We start from the raw sequence: 18,166 nt of genomic DNA, 5'->3' as shown, positions 1-18,166 counted from the left end.
CCGTCTTGTTGTCCTTGCTCTCCTTCTCCGTCAAAATGGTCTGCTGGTTGCTGTCCTTCTTGATGGGCTGTCCATTGATCATCACCTCTACGGACTGCAGTCCCGAATCCACATCGGAAATGGAAAGGTCAAAGCTCGCTTCTCCATGATAATAAATATCTCCAGTCCCTACTTCTTTGTAGGCGCCTGTTTTCTTCTTTTCGATCTGAATCGTTGGGCTGGTCTTCTCCACCACGATCTCATCGCCCTTTTCTTCATCGATGTCACTTGGCTTGGTCACAGAAGATTCATTCCCTGCGACGTCCTTTGCTTTCGCAGAAAGGACTTTCCGATAGACCTCGCCTTCTTTTCCCGCAATGTCAAACGAGGCCTTCACGGTTCCGTTCTTTTGTTTCACGAGGCTGTCTCCGGTAGCTTCGCCGATTACAGACACGCCGCTTTGTCCTTTGTCATCTCCATAAAGGGTGATGGACTTCATCCCAGAGCTTACCACGTCATCGTTGTCCTGGTCTTCATCCGTCGCCGTTACCGTCACCTTGACCCCTTCCTTACAGAAGATCCCGCCGGTCAGCCAGCGGATGAACTTGGACGCAAGATTGTCGTGGAGGGGAGAGAACTCATACGATACGATTTCCGGAGTGTGGCTATCGATTTGGATCTTGTAGGGGATAGGGACTTTTGTAATGCAATCAATTGCATTTTCTGCCCAAATGTAATAGGTCTCATCCACACCCTCCTTACCTGCCGGTACTTCAAATGTAAACTGTCCATTAACAGGATTTTTAATTACTTGTGCCGATTTAAAATCTTCCGATTTACCATAATAAATCTTAGTTACGATATGGCTTCTATTAGAATCAATTTTAGGGTCTAAATTTGCATCAATCGTAACCGTTACCTTATCCTTACCCCAGCCTATGGTCTGTTTGCTCCCTCCATTTATCCAACTGCCTCCGACTATATCTGTGATCTTGTTGATAATGGGCGGTGTCTTATCTACGTTTATATATACTTTCTGTGCAGTTTCACACTTATTACCAGCATGATCATAAGCCCATACATAAACATATCCTTTTAAGGATTCAGACCAAACAAAAGAATAATTTCCATTTTCATCTGCGTCTATCTTATGTACCCCTTCTACTTCTGAATCAAAAACATCCTGCTCAAATGCATTTGCATCTTTGCTATATCGTACCTCTTTAACTTCAGAACCTCCTGTATCAGACACCTTTCCACTGATCGTCACATCCTTTCCCGTTGGATTATTCACATCCGTAACAGGATTACTAGTCGGTACATCAACTGTTGGTACGTTTTTGTCAACTTTCACCTTAATGGAATACAGTTCGGATTTTTCTTTTTTTCCATCATAAGCCCAGATGTAATAAGTTGACAGGGTATTATTAGTTTCCTTAATATTAATCGTTTGGTCACCCGTATCTTGCATTCTAATTTCTAAGTTACTATTATCCCCATAGTTATCATGTTCATAATAATCGTAATATTTCTTTTTATTTGTGGTGTACTTATATCGGTAGGAATTCTCTTGTGAAGAAATTCCTCCTTTTATCTTTCCTATAATGGTAACATCCTGATTGCTCCACTCGATATTCGGCATTTTGGTTAACTCCTCAATCCGGATTTTACCTTGATCCTCATCTTCTGTCTGCTCCTCATCCTTCGTCTGATCCGCGTAAACTTCCAGAGAATACATAGGGACACTTTGAAACAGCACCAGTATCACAACTGCAAACGATAGCAGTCTCTTATATAACTTTCTCATAATGACTCATATCTCCTTTGTAGGTATTTTATACTTTAAAAATAAAATATCGTTATCTTAGATTAAAAATTTATTTAAAATGTAAATATTTATAAAGATTACATTTGAAGCTAAACATTATTCATAACCTTCCACAAATATTTTCAACGCTTACAGCTATTTCACCATCTTTACCCAGCTATAAGCACCATATATCCTTTTCCCTGCGGAATCTTTTTTATATGCTCTCACGCGGATATAGTATGTGTTTCCCTGCTTATACACTTTTAAAGTTTTCGTAAGTTTTGTGGTAGAAATATTTTTAACCTGTACCGTAAATGACGCATTGGCGGCATAAGAAATTTGATAACCATCGGTGTTCTTTTGTTTCTTTAAAGTCACTTCGATTCTGTCTCCTGTGACCTTCACAACTCTTGTAACCCTCGGAGCAGCCGGTTTTCTGACCTTCCTCCACTTCGCATATAGCGTATAGTTCTTTTTGCTTCTTTTAGAAATTCCTGTTATCTTCTTCGTCATCCTCCTATTGCTATACCACCCTTTGAACAGATAGCCCCTTCTGGTCGGATTCTTTAGTGTTATCTTTTTCTTATAATAGGTCGAAGGATTGAATTTTGAGTTTCTTCCTCCATTTAATTTGTAATTAATCTTATATCCGACCGATATCCTACAAGTCGCTTTCTTTCTGCTTCCATCTTTTGACATAGCCGTAATCGTTGTTGTACCATAGCGTCTTGCTATAATCACACCTCTTTGGCTGACCGTTGCCACTTTTTGATTGGAACTTTTAAAAGTCACTCCTTTATTGTCCGCATTGCTAGGACGGATCGAAGTCCGTAAGGTAAAACACTTTCCTTTTCGAAGCGTCGCTTTTGTTTTATTCAGTTTGATTTTGGTTACCTTTACTGTATCCTTGACTTTTGCTGCCACAACGACATCATAATCCGGCATGGTAAATGTTTTTTTGGTTAAATTAATATATGATTTCTTACTTGGCTCCTTTGCTTTATAGTAATATAGAGTTGACAGCTTTTTTCCTTTCGCACAACGGACACTTACCTTGACCGTTTCGCCTTTGATTCCCGTAATGGAATCGACTGGACCACTTCCATACTTAGGAGTCAAATTCATCAACTTAATGGCGATTTTTTTTTGACTGGTACTAACCGATGCCCTCCATTTGGGTAAAATAGCAATCGCATACTTATTGCTATATCCCATACCTATCTCCTCGGTTTCCATAGATAAATGTTTCACACGAGTCAGACTATTAAAATTTTTTCCTTCAAAGTACGCCATTTGTCTACCTGGATTTAGATTACCAAAATACACAAATTTATTCTCTTCATTTTTAGCAGAACGAAAAGCCGTAGAAGCTGGTGCATACGCTCTTACTTCACCACCATTAAAATAAATTCTTCCATTTAAGGAATACAAACTTTCTTGCCAAAACCCTGTACTCTTTGCTGTCACATGGCATCCCTCATTAAAATATAAATCTCCTGTGTAGGCTTCAATGGCATGGTTAACTGAATTTACCGTTAATATCCCACCATTGGCTTCAAACCGAGAGTTTTCTCCAGCCATATATACACCCGCACTATATGCTCCTTTTCCTGTTATGGTCACGTTTCCTCCATTTTGAATAAACTGATTCACAATAACAGCGTGAAAATTATATGCTACTATATTTAAAGCACCACTATTTATGTAAGCTTTTCCTTTAGAATGAAGACCTCCTCCATCACAATGAATCGTAACATTTGCGTTTAATACTAACTTGCCACCTTGATCATTTGTATAATATTTAGTATTAAAGTCAATACCATAGAACAAAGAATGTATGGTTAATTTCCCTTTTCCTTTTATTGTTATCGTATAGATTCCATCTGCTTCATAGTAAATCCCAAAACCCGTGGAATTTGTATTATTTGTTACCACGTTATTACCAACCAATACAATATCAAAATCTCCAGGAGCGTAGCTATAATTAATCTCCTTTCCATGATAGTTATTTAAGGTCAGCGTAGCATTCTTGATCCCATTTGCCGGAGCAAAGCTCCAAGTTCCACCGGAACTTCCTTTCCCACTGGAGGAAACGTACGGATTTACACTAGTTCCATCAATAGTCAAAGTAGCTGCCTCTGCAAAGGCTGTTTTTTTTATCCCAGCCAGCATCAACATTGCAACTACCAGCATCAGTAAATTTCGTATGTATTTTTGTCGTCTTTGTCTTACTATCATTACGCTTTCTTTCTGCATTCCTATTTATCCTCTCCTTTAAACCACTTTTTTTAAGAAATTAATTTACAAACTGAAATCTTCTCAATAAAAAATGCATCCCTGTTAGGAACAGTTATGCAAGGTTTTCATCATCATTTATTTAAGCATTAAATTACTCGGAAGTTTCAATTAATTTGACACTCCCCTTGTCCCTCATTCCCTCGTTTATATTATAACAAACTTGTTATCTACTTCCAAGACAAATTATTCCAATCAAATAGCTAAATTTTTCTAATAACTTAGCCATTTCCCTATCTGTTTTCTCTTTATTTTATTCCTAAAAAAATCTAAATCCTCTTAAGGAACACATTTGCAAATGCACGCAAAACCTAGAAATTGTAGCATATTCGACCTTATAAAACATAATTAATAATATCTATTCTATTTTAAAATTATTAATAGTTCTTACAGATTATATATATTACAACATTCGCTCCAAACAAAACGAAGCCACAACCTTCCGTAAATATTCCCATAAAATATTTTGTGCAAACACTTATGCCATGGAAATGAGACTTAAAACGAATAGAAGGTTCTCCTGATATTCGTTTTGCTTAAGGCTCATTGTAATGTCCGGCATAACCGTTTGCACAAAACATTTTATGGGAATATATCCAAGAAAAAAAACGAATAAACTTCACTCATCACCAAAGACAGAATTCAAAATATCCAAAACTTCATCTTTCAGAATACCTGCCTCCTGCGCATAATTTTTTATATCCATAATCTGTTCTTTTATCAGTTTCAGATGATTTTTTTTTACAAATTCATAATCTAAATCTGCCACAAAATAACCTTTGCCCGCTTTACTTACTAAAATTCCTTCCATACTTAAATCTTCATATGCCCGTTTCGTAGTAATTACCCCGACCTTTAACTCACGTGCCAGTGCCCTTATAGAAGGAAGCTGTGATTTCGATTCTAATTTCCCAGAAAGGACTTGTTCCCTTATTTGGTTTTTTATTTGTTCATATATAGGAAGATTTGATACCACTGATATATTTATCTTCATTTTTTACCCTCTCCGCAAAATTATTAATCTATCATGAATTTCATCTTTTTCATTATTACAAAATAGAACGAAAATTAATAAATCACTTTTTATAGATAATAATTACTAAAAACAATACTAACATTATTATAACCCACTTAATAATATTTTTCTTTTTTTCTATTGCCTGTATTTCTTCCTTTGTCTTTATGCAAAATGTCCTTTTCTTTTTAGAATAGTCTACCGGCTGAATAAAATAAAAGACAGACTTCATACTTATGTATAAACAAATCAATAAGTATATCATTAAAAAAAACAATATAACTAACTTATTAGAAAATTTAATTTTGTCGAAACAATCCAATACACCAAACCATTTTTCATGAATGTTTCTTTGTTTGACAATGTATAATTTTATAAACGTATTCGGTATAAGCCACACACAAGAAGAAATAAAAAGATATATCGTCCATAAATTTTTTTTCCTAATAAAAATTAAAGGAAAATACAAAATATAGATCAAGATAATCAATAAAATATTATAAATAGTAGATAACTTACAAATATTCTTTTCAGAAAAAAATGAAGTAATATTTAAAAACTCTCCTGCTACTAGAAAAGAAGCAAATTGAAAAATTAAAATTACAAATAAATTAATTACAAAAAAACATAATAAAATAATACTATAAAATAATAATGCATAATAAACCTGTCTTTTATAATCAATACTTAGATTATGGGATAAATCTTCCTTACTATTAAAGACCCTCCCAACAATACCAAATGCTAAAAACGTAGAAACCAGACTTTGTGTAGACCCTATAATAAAGGACATTAATACACATATAAAAAAATTGATAATAAAAATTCTCAAAAAAGGAACTTTCCCAGATACACCATCAAAGAAAAATAATCTCATAAAAGCAAAATGTCTTTTCATATACTATTCTCCTTTCAAAGATTCTCTACACATTATTTCTTCAATAGATGGCAAATTGACTCCAGAAGAAAACTGTTTCTTAAGACTTTCTTTTTCATCAGAAAATAAAATCTTACCGTCCTGAATCATAGTTACATAATCTGCAATTTTATCTAGATCACTTGTAATATGAGTCGAAAATAATACCGTATGGTTTTCATCTTCCATAAATTCTTGAATCATATCTAACATCTCCACTCGAGAAACCGGGTCCACCTCACTGGTCGGCTCATCCAATATCAAGATCTCCGGTCTTCGGCTAAGAGCTAATATTAACATGAACTTTTTCAGCATACCATTGGAATATTTTCTTAATTTCATTTTATCATCAAGTTTCAATTGAAACATTTTCTCGCTAAAATACTCGTAGCTAAACCAAGGTTCAATAATATCTAATGCACATGCAATATTCTTTGGCGTAGCATTCAAATTAATATTGGGCTTACTATACACGATTGAAATTTTCTTTTTCACTAACACTTCGTGCCCATTATATACCATACCATCATAATAAATCATACCCTGTTCCCGGTCTATACTATTTCCAATCATTTTAATTAATGTAGTTTTTCCTGCACCATTCCTTCCAATAAGTCCTGTAATATAACCTTTTTTTAACTCAAAATCTAAATTTTCAATTGCAAAGTATCCATGCTGAAGACATAGTCCTTTACACAAAATAGCTGCTTCATCGATATCTTCACGATCCATTTAACTATCCTCCTACTATAAACTTTAATTAATACTGTTATTACTGTAACTATATAATAGATACAGTTAAAAAGCAACCATTTTGTAGAAATAAGATTATCTCACTACTTCAATCACCTTCAAATCCTTATCGAATGTCCCTTGAACATTTAACTCCTGCTTCTGATACTCCCGAACTTTTTTTATTAATTGTTCATCCAGAATTTCACCGGGAACAATGAAAGGGATTCCAGGTGGATATAAAAAGATATACTCTTTTATGATACATCCTGCTGCCTTATCAAAGTCCACTTTTTTACCCTCTGTCCTTAACGCATCACTGATACTCATTACCGATTTAACTGATACGTTATAAAGCGTTCTATTCAGCTTTTCAGTTCTGACTACTCTATGATCAACTTCTTTCAACGCATAAACCAATCTTCTAAAACCCTCTATTGTATCCATACAAGAAGTCATAGCTAATCCAAAATTACCTGCTGCCATTTCTAACTGCAAACCATATTCATTTCTTAAACGTTGATATAATTGATTTCCATTTATAGTTGTATCAGAAACATCAAGTACTAATTTGGAATAGTCTAACTCAAAAATATCATGTTTTCCTATGTTCTCATTACCAAACAACCTTATATTTTTTAATCTGCTAATTCTCAATCTACAATTTACCAAGTGTTCTACAAACTGCTCGAACAACTCCTGCCTATTTTCAATCATCAATTCCGTAACATAATCCATACTTCCCACTAATAAATAAGATGGACTGCTCGTTTGGTAGATTGATAAGTATTCTTTTACTTTTTTATATTCTTTTCTATCTTTATCTATATTAAAATGAAGCAATGCAGACTGTGTTAACGCAGGCATGGTTTTATGAAGACTTTGAATAACGATATCAGCCCCCAGCATAATTGCTGATTTAGGAAAGTATGGATGAAATCCAAAATGTGCACCATGTGCTTCATCTACTATCAGCAATTTTTTATACTTATGAACTACTTGAGCAATACTTTCAATGTCAGAAACAACACCCTCATAAGTTGGACTGGTTATTACAACAACACTAATTCTATCGTCTTTATTTATAAGGGTTTCCACCTTTTTCGAAGATATTCCACCTGCAATATTTATTCCGGAAATCGTTTCCGGATAGAGATATTCAACCTCTAAGTCATTTAAATAAACAGCATTATATACTGATTTATGGCAATTCCTAGCCATTAATATTTTATCACCTTTTTGCGTACAACCGCTAATTGCACTCAATAAACCTGCTGTGCTTCCGTTTACCAAAAAATGTACTTCTTTGGAACCATACAATTTTGCTGTCCTGTTTTGTGCTTCTTCTAAAATCCCTTCCGTATGATGAAGATTATCAAACCCATCTATTTCTGTTATATCCATCTGAAAAAAATTTCCGAAGTTCTTCATATTACGTTTGTGTCCTGGCATATGAAACGGATAAATATTCGATTCATGATGCTTTTTTAATTTATTAAATAAATGATCCATATCTTTTCACTCCTCGCTAATAGATTACCACATATATTTATATTTGTAATCTGAAAAAACGCTCTATTGCTAACAAAAGTTAACAACAGAACGTTCTTAATAATTTAAGGAAAAGGTTTTAATTACTTGTGGTTTATTTAAATTTATCTGTGATTGAGGAGGCAGCAGTATTTGAAATCATTAATACTCTCATATAAGTCTCCTATATAAAACTTTATCTTTATATTATTAAATATTATTACTTTTCGCTCTTGCCCAACGTAAGTAATATGAGGGGTATTTATTATCATTTAATCATATAATAAGATAGAAATACTTTCTTCTTCAATATTATCCTTATAATACCATTTTGAACCAGTATCAACGTTTTTTACTTCCTTACCGCTAGAAGCATTTACTGCCAACTGGATTGCCTGATATCCCATTTGGTAAGGATCTTGAGTTACTGAACCCAGAAATTGTTCATGGATAATTGCATCTTTCTGGGCTTTACCTGCATCAAATCCAACTACAAAAATATCTTTGTACTTTCCTGTTTTTTTATCCAAATCTGTCGCGTCATTCGTTGCACTAATCACACCATTTACAGCATCTTGATTTGCTGCAAATACACCTACAAGATGATCTGTTGAAAAAATTGTATTTGCTGCGGACTGTATATCAGCCTGGCTTGTTGAAGGAGGAACTGTAATTACAATTTTAACTTTTGCTTTATTTTTAGAAGGTATCGTCCACTTTTTTTGTCCTGTCACTTCTACACAACCTTCAAGTCCTTCTAGTTTCTCTAACTGTGCTACCATCTCTTTTATAAAACCATCTACACGATGAACTATGGAACCCGAAGTTGCATCTTGTGCCAATACACCAATAATAGTTGGTGATTCTTCTGTTCCTGATGCAATTGCTGTTTGAAAATCATCTACTGCGGCTAAATTTTCTGCAACATTTGCACCTGCTTTATTATTGTCTGTAGCTGCAGTTGCCACTACTGCACCTGTTTTATCACCGGGTACACCGGAATCAAAACCAATTACTGGTATTCCTTTTTCTTTTGCCTTAATCAATGTTTCTTCCAATGCATTTGGGTCACAGGCTGCTAATACGATAGCATCTGGTTTCTGATTAATCGCTGCTGCCACTTGCTCAACCTGTTGAGATACATTGCTTTCTGCATCCGGTCCGTTTGTAATAACTGTAACACCCAAATCTGCTGCCGCATCATCTGCTCCTTGAAAAGCAGCTTGATAAAACTGATTCTGATAACTTTTGGATATTACAATTATATTTTTGTTTCCTAATATTTTATCTTCAGATGAGTTAACAGATATATCATTTGTATATTGAGTAGAAGTTGCTGTTGTAGTTTTACTTCCACATCCCATTGTAAAAAATACTGCCGTTGCTGCATACAAAAGTGTACCCATAAATCCTTTTCTCATCAAATAATCCTCCTAAAATTATGTAAGACTAAATCTTTTTAAATTTTTCATTCGAATTACGTCCATTAATACGGCTAATATAACAACAACACCTATTAATACCTGCTGCCACTGAACCGGTAATCCCATAGATAATAATCCGGTCTTTAAAACACTAATTACAAATACACCTAGAATTGTTCCCGATAATGATCCTATACCACCAGAAAGAGAAGTCCCACCTATTACACAAGCTGCAATAGCATACATTTCTTGTCCATTACCGGTCTGTGGTGTAATTGTACTATACGTTGCTGCATAAATAATTCCAGCAAGTCCACAAAAGAAACCATTTACTATATATACTAAGATTTTCCAGTTATTAGATTTTATCCCTGTTAATTCAACTGCCTCTTCGTTACTGCCGATTGCATATGTATATCTTCCTAAAACTGTTTTATTTAAAATTACCCACGCTATGATAAAAAATAGAATCAGCCAAATAATTCCCATTGGAAATCCTTCATTTTTATATACAAATTGTTTAAACCATCCATCTTTTGATATAAGACTTGGATAAGTCTGTGTCTGAACTTTTGCAATAACGGAACAATAACCAAGTGAAATAAATTGAATACCCAATGTTGCAATGAATGGTGGAAGACCAATTTTTCCAACTAATAACCCGTTAATTGCCCCAAAAATGAGTGCCGATAACATAACAATACCTAAAGATAATGCTATCGGAAGTCCCCAAACATTATATGCTACACCACCAATCAAGGCTGAGCCTACCATTACGGTTCCAGATGATAAATCAATTCCTCCAGCTATTATTACAAAAGTTGCTCCAATGGATAAAAAGCCAATATAATAAGAAGAATCTAGTATACTAATAAAAGTATCTACAGTTAAAAAATATTTTCCAAAAAAACTAAAAAACATGTAAAGAATAATTAGTGCTAAAACAGCAATTAATTTTTGTAATCCTTCTCCTTTCATAAATTGATTTACTCTTTCACCTTTGTTCACTTTCACACCTCACTTTCATCCTTGAGTTGCAAGTGTCATAATTTTTTCTTGATTTGCTTCGGATATATCAAGTTCTCCTGTTATTTTACCTTCAGACATTACCATTACTCTGTCACTTAATCTTACTATTTCAGTTAAGTCAGATGAAATTACAATAATAGAATTTCCTTGATTAATTAATTTTTTTATCATAATATAAATTTCTTCTCTGGCACCAACATCTATTCCCCTTGTAGGTTCATCAAATATTAAAATATCCATATCTTGTAATAACCATTTTCCAATTACTACTTTTTGCTGATTTCCACCAGATAATTTTTTTACTATTTGATTTGTATCAAAAGTCTTAATCTTTAACTGTTTTATTAACCTATAAGTTTCTGACAAACACTTCTTTTTACTTACAAAACCGAACTTTGATAATTTGGTATAAGAAGGTAATACTATATTATCCATAACTGATAAACCCAACATTAATCCAAAACGCTTTCTATCTTCAGAGAGATAGCCAATACCATATTTAATTGCATCCTTAGAATGATTAATTTGGCGCTTTACTCCATTAACAAAAATTTCTCCCGATTCCTTTTTATCTACACCGTAAATCAATCGCATCACTTCTGTCCTACCTGACCCAACCAAGCCGGCGAATCCTAAAATTTCACCTTTATTTAAAATAAAGGACACGTCTTTGACTTTACTGGATTTTAAATTCGTAACCTCGAGAACTGTAGGAGCATTTTCTTTTACACCACTTCTCTGCTTTGGTTCTTCTATAATTTCACGTCCTATCATAAGGCAGATTATTTCCTCTATTTTACATTCACATACTTTTAATGTATCAATATAAGCACCATCTCTCATAACAGTCACCCTATCTGCTATTTTCATGATTTCTCCTAATCTATGTGAAATAAAAACAATTGAAATTCCTTTTTTTCTTAAGTTTTCCATCTTTTCAAACAAATCATGAGATTCCGACTCGGATAATGCAGCTGTTGGTTCATCTAAAATGAGTACTTTTGTTGATTCAAAAGACATAGCTCTTGCAATCTCTACCATTTGTGCTTTTCCAACGGACAAGTTTTTAAGTAGTTCCGTAGGTTTTACTTTAATATCAAAATCACTTATTAGCTTTTGAGCTTTTTCATTTAACTTTTTATCTGAACAGAAAAATCCTTTTGATTCTCTTCCAATAAAAATATTTTGAGCAACTGTCAAATCATTCATCATATTTAACTCTTGGTGAACAACGGATATTCCTGCCTGCTGTGCTTCTTTAATACCTTGAAAATGGACTTTATTACCACAAAACAAATACTCTCCATCATAATCCGTATAAACTCCCGTCATAATCTTGACTAAAGTTGATTTTCCAGCACCATTTTCACCGACTAACGCATGTATTTCTCCTTTTTGCAGAGTAAAACAACAATTATCTAATGCATGTGCTCCTACAAAATATTTGTTTATGTCTCTCATTTCAAGAATATTCTTCTTCTTTTGCTCCATTATTTCACCTCACTTCTTCTTGATGTAAAATAATAATATCGAATTTTAAAATTTTTTGCATCTGTAATGTGTCATATCAAATCACTTGCATTTGTCATACCTAATATGACATTTATCATCTTTATTATAGTTATTACTCTATTAATTTTCTTTCATTTACAGAATTATACCCTCCATTTTTCATATAATTCTTTATATATGCCTGTAATGTAATTAAAGATACATTTATATTCTTGTCACTATTCATTGCTGCCATAACACCCTCATTCATCATTACAAAAACTTCATCATAATTTTCAAACTTAGGTATGGTAACACCTTTTCTCATAACATCCGTCAACAATTGAATTTTAACATGGACTTGATTCTCCCTTTCTAGTAATCGATAAGTTTTTTCGGATTCAACAATATCTTTAATAGCAGAAATACCTTTTGAATATACAGAAACTTCCGTTTGTATTTCCTTATCGTAAATTAATACTTTCAAAAACTCCCATGCTAATTTCTTTTCTTGTGTCCTTGCACTTATACCAGCCAATAAAGTATTTATCTCTGATATATTATCTCCTTCCGGGCCTGCTGGCATAGAGATACAAGTCCACTCAAAATTTGTATATTTCACAACTTTTCCTGGATAAGTCTTATAAGTTCTATAATCAGACAAAAACATTGGAGAAAATGCAACATTTCCTTTTTCAAAATCTTTTTCTGATACATTATATCCATCTGTTAGAGAATTAATTTTATATACAAAGTTTACTGCATTGACAACATTACGTGCACTTACATAATTATTAGTTCCTTCTTCATTAAATAATAACGCTCCGTTGGAGTATGCTGCATCTTTCCAGGTATAGTTATAAACACCAAATTGATCGACTATACCATTTCTATCTTTATCTTTTGTTACTTTTCTGCAAATTTGGTGAAAATCTCCCCATGTCCAATCATTGTCTGGTATTTCAACACCTTCTCTTTCTAATAACGTTTTGTTAACACACATTAATAATGGAATACAGGAATAAGGAATTGCATATTGCTTTTTTTTATACTGACCTGATTCTAGTAATGAGTTATAATACGCATTCTTTTTAAACTTCCTATCTTTATTAATTAGCTTGTCAATATTTAATAAAGCACCTTTTGAAGATAAGGCATTAAAATCATCTTTACTTATAAAAAAAACATCCGGTTCTGTTCCTTTTAAAAAACATCCGGTAAGCCATTCTGAATAGTCATTCTTACAAATTCCACTCTCATACTTCACGCGAACTCCTGGGTGTTCTTTTTCAAATTTTTTAATCGCATGTTCAATTACTTTTGTTGAATTATTATCAGATGAATCCCAGCTATTGTCTATAAACATTCCAAATGTAATAACTTTTACTTGTTTCGTTTTCTTCCAACAGAATATAAAGGCTGCCATTCCTATAAAAATAATTTCAGCAAAAACTAAATTTTTCTTAATTGACCTTGCCATCATTCATTTACCAACTTCTCTTTCACGACTTCAGTTTGTACCGCCCATATAGCTAATTGAGTCCGATCTCTCAGATTTAACTTATTCAATATAATACTGATATAATTTCGGACAGTCCCCTCTGATAGACTCAATTTAGCAGAAATCTCCTTATTTGATAAACCACAACCTATTAATTGAATTACTTTCCATTCAGTTTTACCTATATCTTCGACACCCTCTTTTTTTACCTGAATTGCTAAATTACTTTGTGCCATTTGTGAAAATAAGTGAACGACTTTGGAAGCAATGTCTGAATTAATCATTGCGCTACCACTATTTACTTTATGTATTGCATCAATAAGTTCTTCCATAGAAATACCCTTTAATAAATACCCACTGGCACCATCTCTCAATGCATTAAAAACATACTCATCATCATCAAATGTAGTCAATATAATAATTTTTATATCTGGATAATTATCCTTAATTACTTTTGTACAGTGTACCCCGTCCATCTCAGGCATACGAATATCCATTAATATCACATCTGGTTTTTTTTCCCTAACAGATCTGACTACTTGACGACCGTTACTCACTGCATCTGTTACCTGAATATCTTTTTGACTTCCCAATACAATTTGAAGACTTTGACGTATTAATTCTTGATCATCCGCAATTAAAACTTTAATCATTATTTTTTCCTCCATCGAGTTGGTATTTTTGCTATAATTGTAAATCCATTATTTCCATCACATTGTAATTTCCCATTTAACATACTAATCCGCTCTGCCATATGCCTAAGACCAAATCCCTTTTGTATATCTTTACATCCAACTCCATTATCTTTAATTTTTATAATAACAATATTTAAATCACTAAATAAACTTATCTTAATTTCTGTTGCCTTTCCATGCCTTATAGAATTCGTAACACTTTCTTGAACAATTCTATATATTGCATCTTCTTCATCTTCATCAAAGTTCAATTCACCTATCTTATTTTCAAAAGTAATCTTTGCATTTGTAACAACTTGCATTTCAGATATCACTTGATTAAGTGCATCTTCTAACTTTAAACTCTCTAATGCATCCGGACGTAATGCATTAACAGACCTTCTGACATCCTTAATTCCATTACGTGCAACATTTCCAATTGTTTGAAGCTGTTCTTTTGTCTTTACAGGAGAATAATTAATTAATGTAATACAAGCATCAATTCCGGCAATAATACCTGTTAAAGCATGTCCTAATGTATCATGTATTTCTCTCGCAAGCCTATTTCTTTCCCTTGTTTCTGCCATCTTATCTGTAATTTTTGCATATATCTCTAACTGGTCATTTGCTTTTTGTAATTTTTCATTTGCTTTATCAAGTCTACTGTTCAAAAGAAGTATTCTCTCATTTTCTAAAATTTGAACTCGTATTACCCAGACCATATAAAACATAAATAACAAGTTATTAAACGAATTTAATATACTTTTTATTGTAATAATCGTTGTTCTTACATCCGAATTGTAATAAGTTAAATATGTATCTAAAGGTATTACCGATATATTATTAGAAATTAAAGTAAAATCAGTTATTACATACAACATAAATAAAATTATAAAAAATGAAATTCTTAACTTTGAATTTTTCCAACAGACTAGTAAGTCTGCTATTACCAGTAGAATAATACTATTATAATTAAAATTTAAAACATACATAATATTTAAACATAATAGAATTTCCATTGTACCATAGAAAAAGAAATAGAAATCCTTTTCAATTTTTTCTTCTTTTTTGTTCATCAGAAATAATAGAAAAAGAAATGAGAATATTGAAATGATAGGAACTTTCCAAGGTTCCATCGGAACTACTCTTATTTTGTCCCAAAACTCACTTGATACATAAGAATCTGTTATTTTATAGGTAGTAAACATAATAACTAACGATATAAGCAATATAATTAGTACATTTAAGTTCTTCATTATAGTTCTTATATATGACAAAGTTTGATTATCTGACATCTACTGTCCCCTTTTCCATTCGTAGATTATTGCCACTTATATGTATTATAGCTATCGATTGTACAATTAGTAATTAATTTTACAGGAACCAAAATCTTTTTCTCACATTTTTGTCCCATCAGTAAATGATACATTGACTCTACTGCTTTGCTTCCAATTTCAGTCGGATACTGTGCAGCTGTCGCCAGCATTTTCTCCTTTTTCACCATACTTTTACCAGCAGGACTACCATCCATTCCAATAACTTTTATATTAGATTCTACGCCAAGTTTTTCTAAAATAGCGATTGCTCCTATCGCAAAAGGATCATTAATAGCAAAGACATAATCAAATTGAATCCCTTTATTAAAAACTTCCTGTATTGATTTCATTGCATTTTTCACTTGTCCACTACATTCTTTTTCTTCCATTATCTGATATTCTTTCATATTAACAATTCCATCTTTAAAACCTTTTATCCTCTCTTGTGAAGATTGAAGACTTTCTTGCTTAATCAATACAATTTTTGCTTCTTTGACCTGACTCATTATATAATTAGCAACTTGTTTTCCTGCACCATAATTATCTGATGTCACACTACAATCTACTAATTCCTCATGAAATACAGATGAATCTACTGCAACTATAATAACACCCTTTTCTCGAGCTGATTTTAAAACAGGTTCAATTTTTTTCCAGTTTACAGGTGTTACAAAAATACCTTTTACTCCTAATTCAATTAGTTTCATTATTTGCTCGTTTTGCTTATCTGGATCCATAGATGCATCTCTTGTAATTAAAATATCCCCATGTTCTTCTATTACGGAGCTTATTTCATTATTTAATACCTCAAAATAAGAATTTTTCATATTTGTATAACAAGCCCCTATTTTTAAGTTATCTTCAATTTGACCGGCAGAAAAATCCTTATCTAACAAAAAGAAATTGATACCGCAAATTATCATTATTACATTGAACCAAATGATACAAATCCAAATTTGTTTCTTATTCATAGTTTTTATCTTTACCTCGCAAAATTTACCTTATTATAGCTTATGAAAACTGTCATATCAACTAACCAATGTCATATTACAAATGTCATTAAATCATAGAAATTGTCTTGTTTTGTTACTTTTACTCTTAAATTAATTTCTATTTACTCAAATTTGCTAAATAAAAAATACTACCATCCATATATGATTATATAGAATTATTAAAATTTGTATAGTAATAATCAGATTTATTTATTACGTTAAAAAAAAATTAAGGATTGTCTAATAGTCTTGATATTATCAGTCAATATGCCATAATATAATACATAGATAAAACCTAAAAATTATAAAGGGTGAGTTAATATGAGTATTAAAATGTTTTGGGGAAAATTTAAAGATTTTCTTTTAATAGGAAAGTCAGAAACAATTAATTTACCTATTTTTTCTGAAACTAAAATAATTAGAAAAAGTATAAGTTTTGAAGGTCAAGTTCAAAATGTAGGTTTTAGAATGGAAACTAAATTATTAGCTGAGAAACTTGGACTAACAGGAAAAGCAATAAACCTTTATGATGGAACTGTTTTTGTCGAGTTGCAAGGTACTCAGGAAAAAATTGATTTTCTGATTACATGTTTATATCAAGTCAGGCGTATTGAAATCACAAATTATACGATCAATGATCTGCCACTTGTAGAGGACGAGGTCAGTTTTATAATAAGATAAATAACTAGGAGGAAAAAATGAAATTTAAAGAATTTGGTAACAAACGTTTACCAACTATAATACTTCTTCATGGAGGCGGGTTGTCTTGGTGGTCTCTTCAAAATGTTGTTGATGAATTGGAACATGAATATCACATTGTTCTTCCCATTATTGATGGACATGGTGAAGATGGAGATAACACTTTTATAAGTATTCAAGAATCAGCAAATACATTAATTTCCTATATTGACCAAAACTATAGTGGTCAAGTATATGCAATAGGTGGATTATCACTTGGGGCACAAATTGTTACACAAATACTTTCAATCCGCAAAGATATAACGAAGTTTGCTATTATTGAAAGTGCATTGGTATATCCTATAAAAGGTACAGCAGTTATGACTGTTCCAATGTTTAAATTATTATATGGTTTAATAAAAAAGAAGTGGTTTTCAAAATTGCAGGCAAAGTCATTGTGTGTACCAGAAGAATTATTTGATCGCTATTATAAAGATAGTTTACAAATTTCCAAACAATCATTAATTAATATTACTTTAAGCAATGGAAATTATAATTTAAATAATTTAATTTCTAAAACAGAAGCTAAAGTTTTGATCATTGTCGGTTCAAAGGAATTAAATATAATGAAAAAGTCAGCAAAACTACTTCATGAAACTGTTGTAGGAAGTGAACTATACATCGCCAACTCTATGAGCCATGGTGAAATCAGTTTAGTACATTCTAGAGATTATGTTTCACTTTTAAAGAAGTTCTTTAAAAATAATTAAGTAAAGCAAAAAAA

15 protein-coding genes are annotated in these 18,166 nt (G+C 32.3%); 2 read left to right on the top strand and 13 right to left on the bottom strand.

What is annotated here, in order from left to right; all coding sequences use genetic code 11:
* The 13 genes from DWV06_RS09080 to DWV06_RS09020 form a co-directional block, all read right to left on the bottom strand.
* Positions 1-1,786, bottom strand: a 1,786-nt coding sequence (locus tag DWV06_RS09080) for a hypothetical protein (protein ID WP_147289846.1), incomplete at its 3' end; no start/stop codon positions are given.
* Between the two features lie 156 nt (positions 1,787-1,942).
* Positions 1,943-4,045, bottom strand: a complete 2,103-nt coding sequence (locus DWV06_RS09075; RefSeq protein ID WP_115481865.1) for an Ig-like domain-containing protein — start codon at positions 4,043-4,045, stop codon at positions 1,943-1,945.
* A 658-nt stretch (positions 4,046-4,703) separates the two neighbouring features.
* Entirely contained in the window at positions 4,704-5,078 is a 375-nt protein-coding gene (locus DWV06_RS09070) for a GntR family transcriptional regulator (RefSeq protein ID WP_115481864.1), read from the bottom strand.
* 82 nt (positions 5,079-5,160) lie between these two features.
* A complete protein-coding gene (locus DWV06_RS09065) occupies positions 5,161-5,997 on the bottom strand; it encodes a hypothetical protein (protein WP_115481863.1) in 837 nt (278 codons plus the stop codon).
* A gap of 3 nt (positions 5,998-6,000) precedes the next feature.
* Positions 6,001-6,747 carry an ATP-binding cassette domain-containing protein gene (locus DWV06_RS09060; protein ID WP_115481862.1) on the bottom strand — a complete coding sequence of 249 codons (747 nt, stop codon included), beginning with the start codon at positions 6,745-6,747 and terminating at the stop codon, positions 6,001-6,003.
* 96 nt (positions 6,748-6,843) lie between these two features.
* Positions 6,844-8,259 (bottom strand): aminotransferase class I/II-fold pyridoxal phosphate-dependent enzyme, encoded by a 1,416-nt coding sequence (locus DWV06_RS09055; RefSeq protein ID WP_115481861.1) that lies wholly within the window; start codon positions 8,257-8,259, stop codon positions 6,844-6,846.
* Positions 8,260-8,549: 290 nt separating this feature from the next.
* The gene (locus DWV06_RS09050) at positions 8,550-9,698 is read right to left on the bottom strand and encodes a substrate-binding domain-containing protein (RefSeq protein WP_115481860.1); all 1,149 of its coding nucleotides are present in this window, start codon (positions 9,696-9,698) and stop codon (positions 8,550-8,552) included.
* Positions 9,699-9,716: 18 nt separating this feature from the next.
* The gene (locus DWV06_RS09045) at positions 9,717-10,709 is read right to left on the bottom strand and encodes an ABC transporter permease (RefSeq protein ID WP_235828928.1); all 993 of its coding nucleotides are present in this window, start codon (positions 10,707-10,709) and stop codon (positions 9,717-9,719) included.
* 15 nt (positions 10,710-10,724) lie between these two features.
* Complete coding sequence (locus DWV06_RS09040) at positions 10,725-12,221, bottom strand: sugar ABC transporter ATP-binding protein (protein ID WP_235828927.1); 1,497 nt, start codon at positions 12,219-12,221, stop codon at positions 10,725-10,727.
* A gap of 133 nt (positions 12,222-12,354) precedes the next feature.
* Complete coding sequence (locus DWV06_RS09035) at positions 12,355-13,704, bottom strand: ABC transporter substrate-binding protein (protein ID WP_115481859.1); 1,350 nt, start codon at positions 13,702-13,704, stop codon at positions 12,355-12,357.
* Positions 13,701-14,375 (bottom strand): response regulator transcription factor, encoded by a 675-nt coding sequence (locus DWV06_RS09030; RefSeq protein ID WP_115481858.1) that lies wholly within the window; start codon positions 14,373-14,375, stop codon positions 13,701-13,703. The genes DWV06_RS09035 and DWV06_RS09030 overlap by 4 nt, the downstream gene beginning before the upstream one ends.
* Positions 14,375-15,691: a sensor histidine kinase gene (locus tag DWV06_RS09025; RefSeq protein ID WP_115481857.1), complete on the bottom strand. Its 1,317-nt coding sequence runs from the start codon at positions 15,689-15,691 to the stop codon at positions 14,375-14,377. The genes DWV06_RS09030 and DWV06_RS09025 overlap by 1 nt, the downstream gene beginning before the upstream one ends.
* A gap of 26 nt (positions 15,692-15,717) precedes the next feature.
* Positions 15,718-16,683: a substrate-binding domain-containing protein gene (locus tag DWV06_RS09020; RefSeq protein ID WP_115481856.1), complete on the bottom strand. Its 966-nt coding sequence runs from the start codon at positions 16,681-16,683 to the stop codon at positions 15,718-15,720.
* Between the two features lie 342 nt (positions 16,684-17,025).
* On the opposite strand from DWV06_RS09020, the gene DWV06_RS09015 reads away from it, so the two are divergent.
* The gene (locus tag DWV06_RS09015; protein ID WP_235828926.1) at positions 17,026-17,385 is read left to right on the top strand and encodes an acylphosphatase; all 360 of its coding nucleotides are present in this window, start codon (positions 17,026-17,028) and stop codon (positions 17,383-17,385) included.
* Between the two features lie 17 nt (positions 17,386-17,402).
* Complete coding sequence (locus DWV06_RS09010) at positions 17,403-18,152, top strand: alpha/beta fold hydrolase (RefSeq protein ID WP_115481855.1); 750 nt, start codon at positions 17,403-17,405, stop codon at positions 18,150-18,152.
* Positions 18,153-18,166: the final 14 nt, after the last annotated feature.

Origin of the sequence: Anaerosacchariphilus polymeriproducens (assembly GCF_003363435.1) — a bacterium.
Taxonomy (GTDB): domain Bacteria; phylum Bacillota; class Clostridia; order Lachnospirales; family Lachnospiraceae; genus Anaerosacchariphilus; species Anaerosacchariphilus polymeriproducens.
Note: the sequence above shows the minus strand (reverse complement) of the source record. Positions and strands in the feature narration are given on the sequence as shown.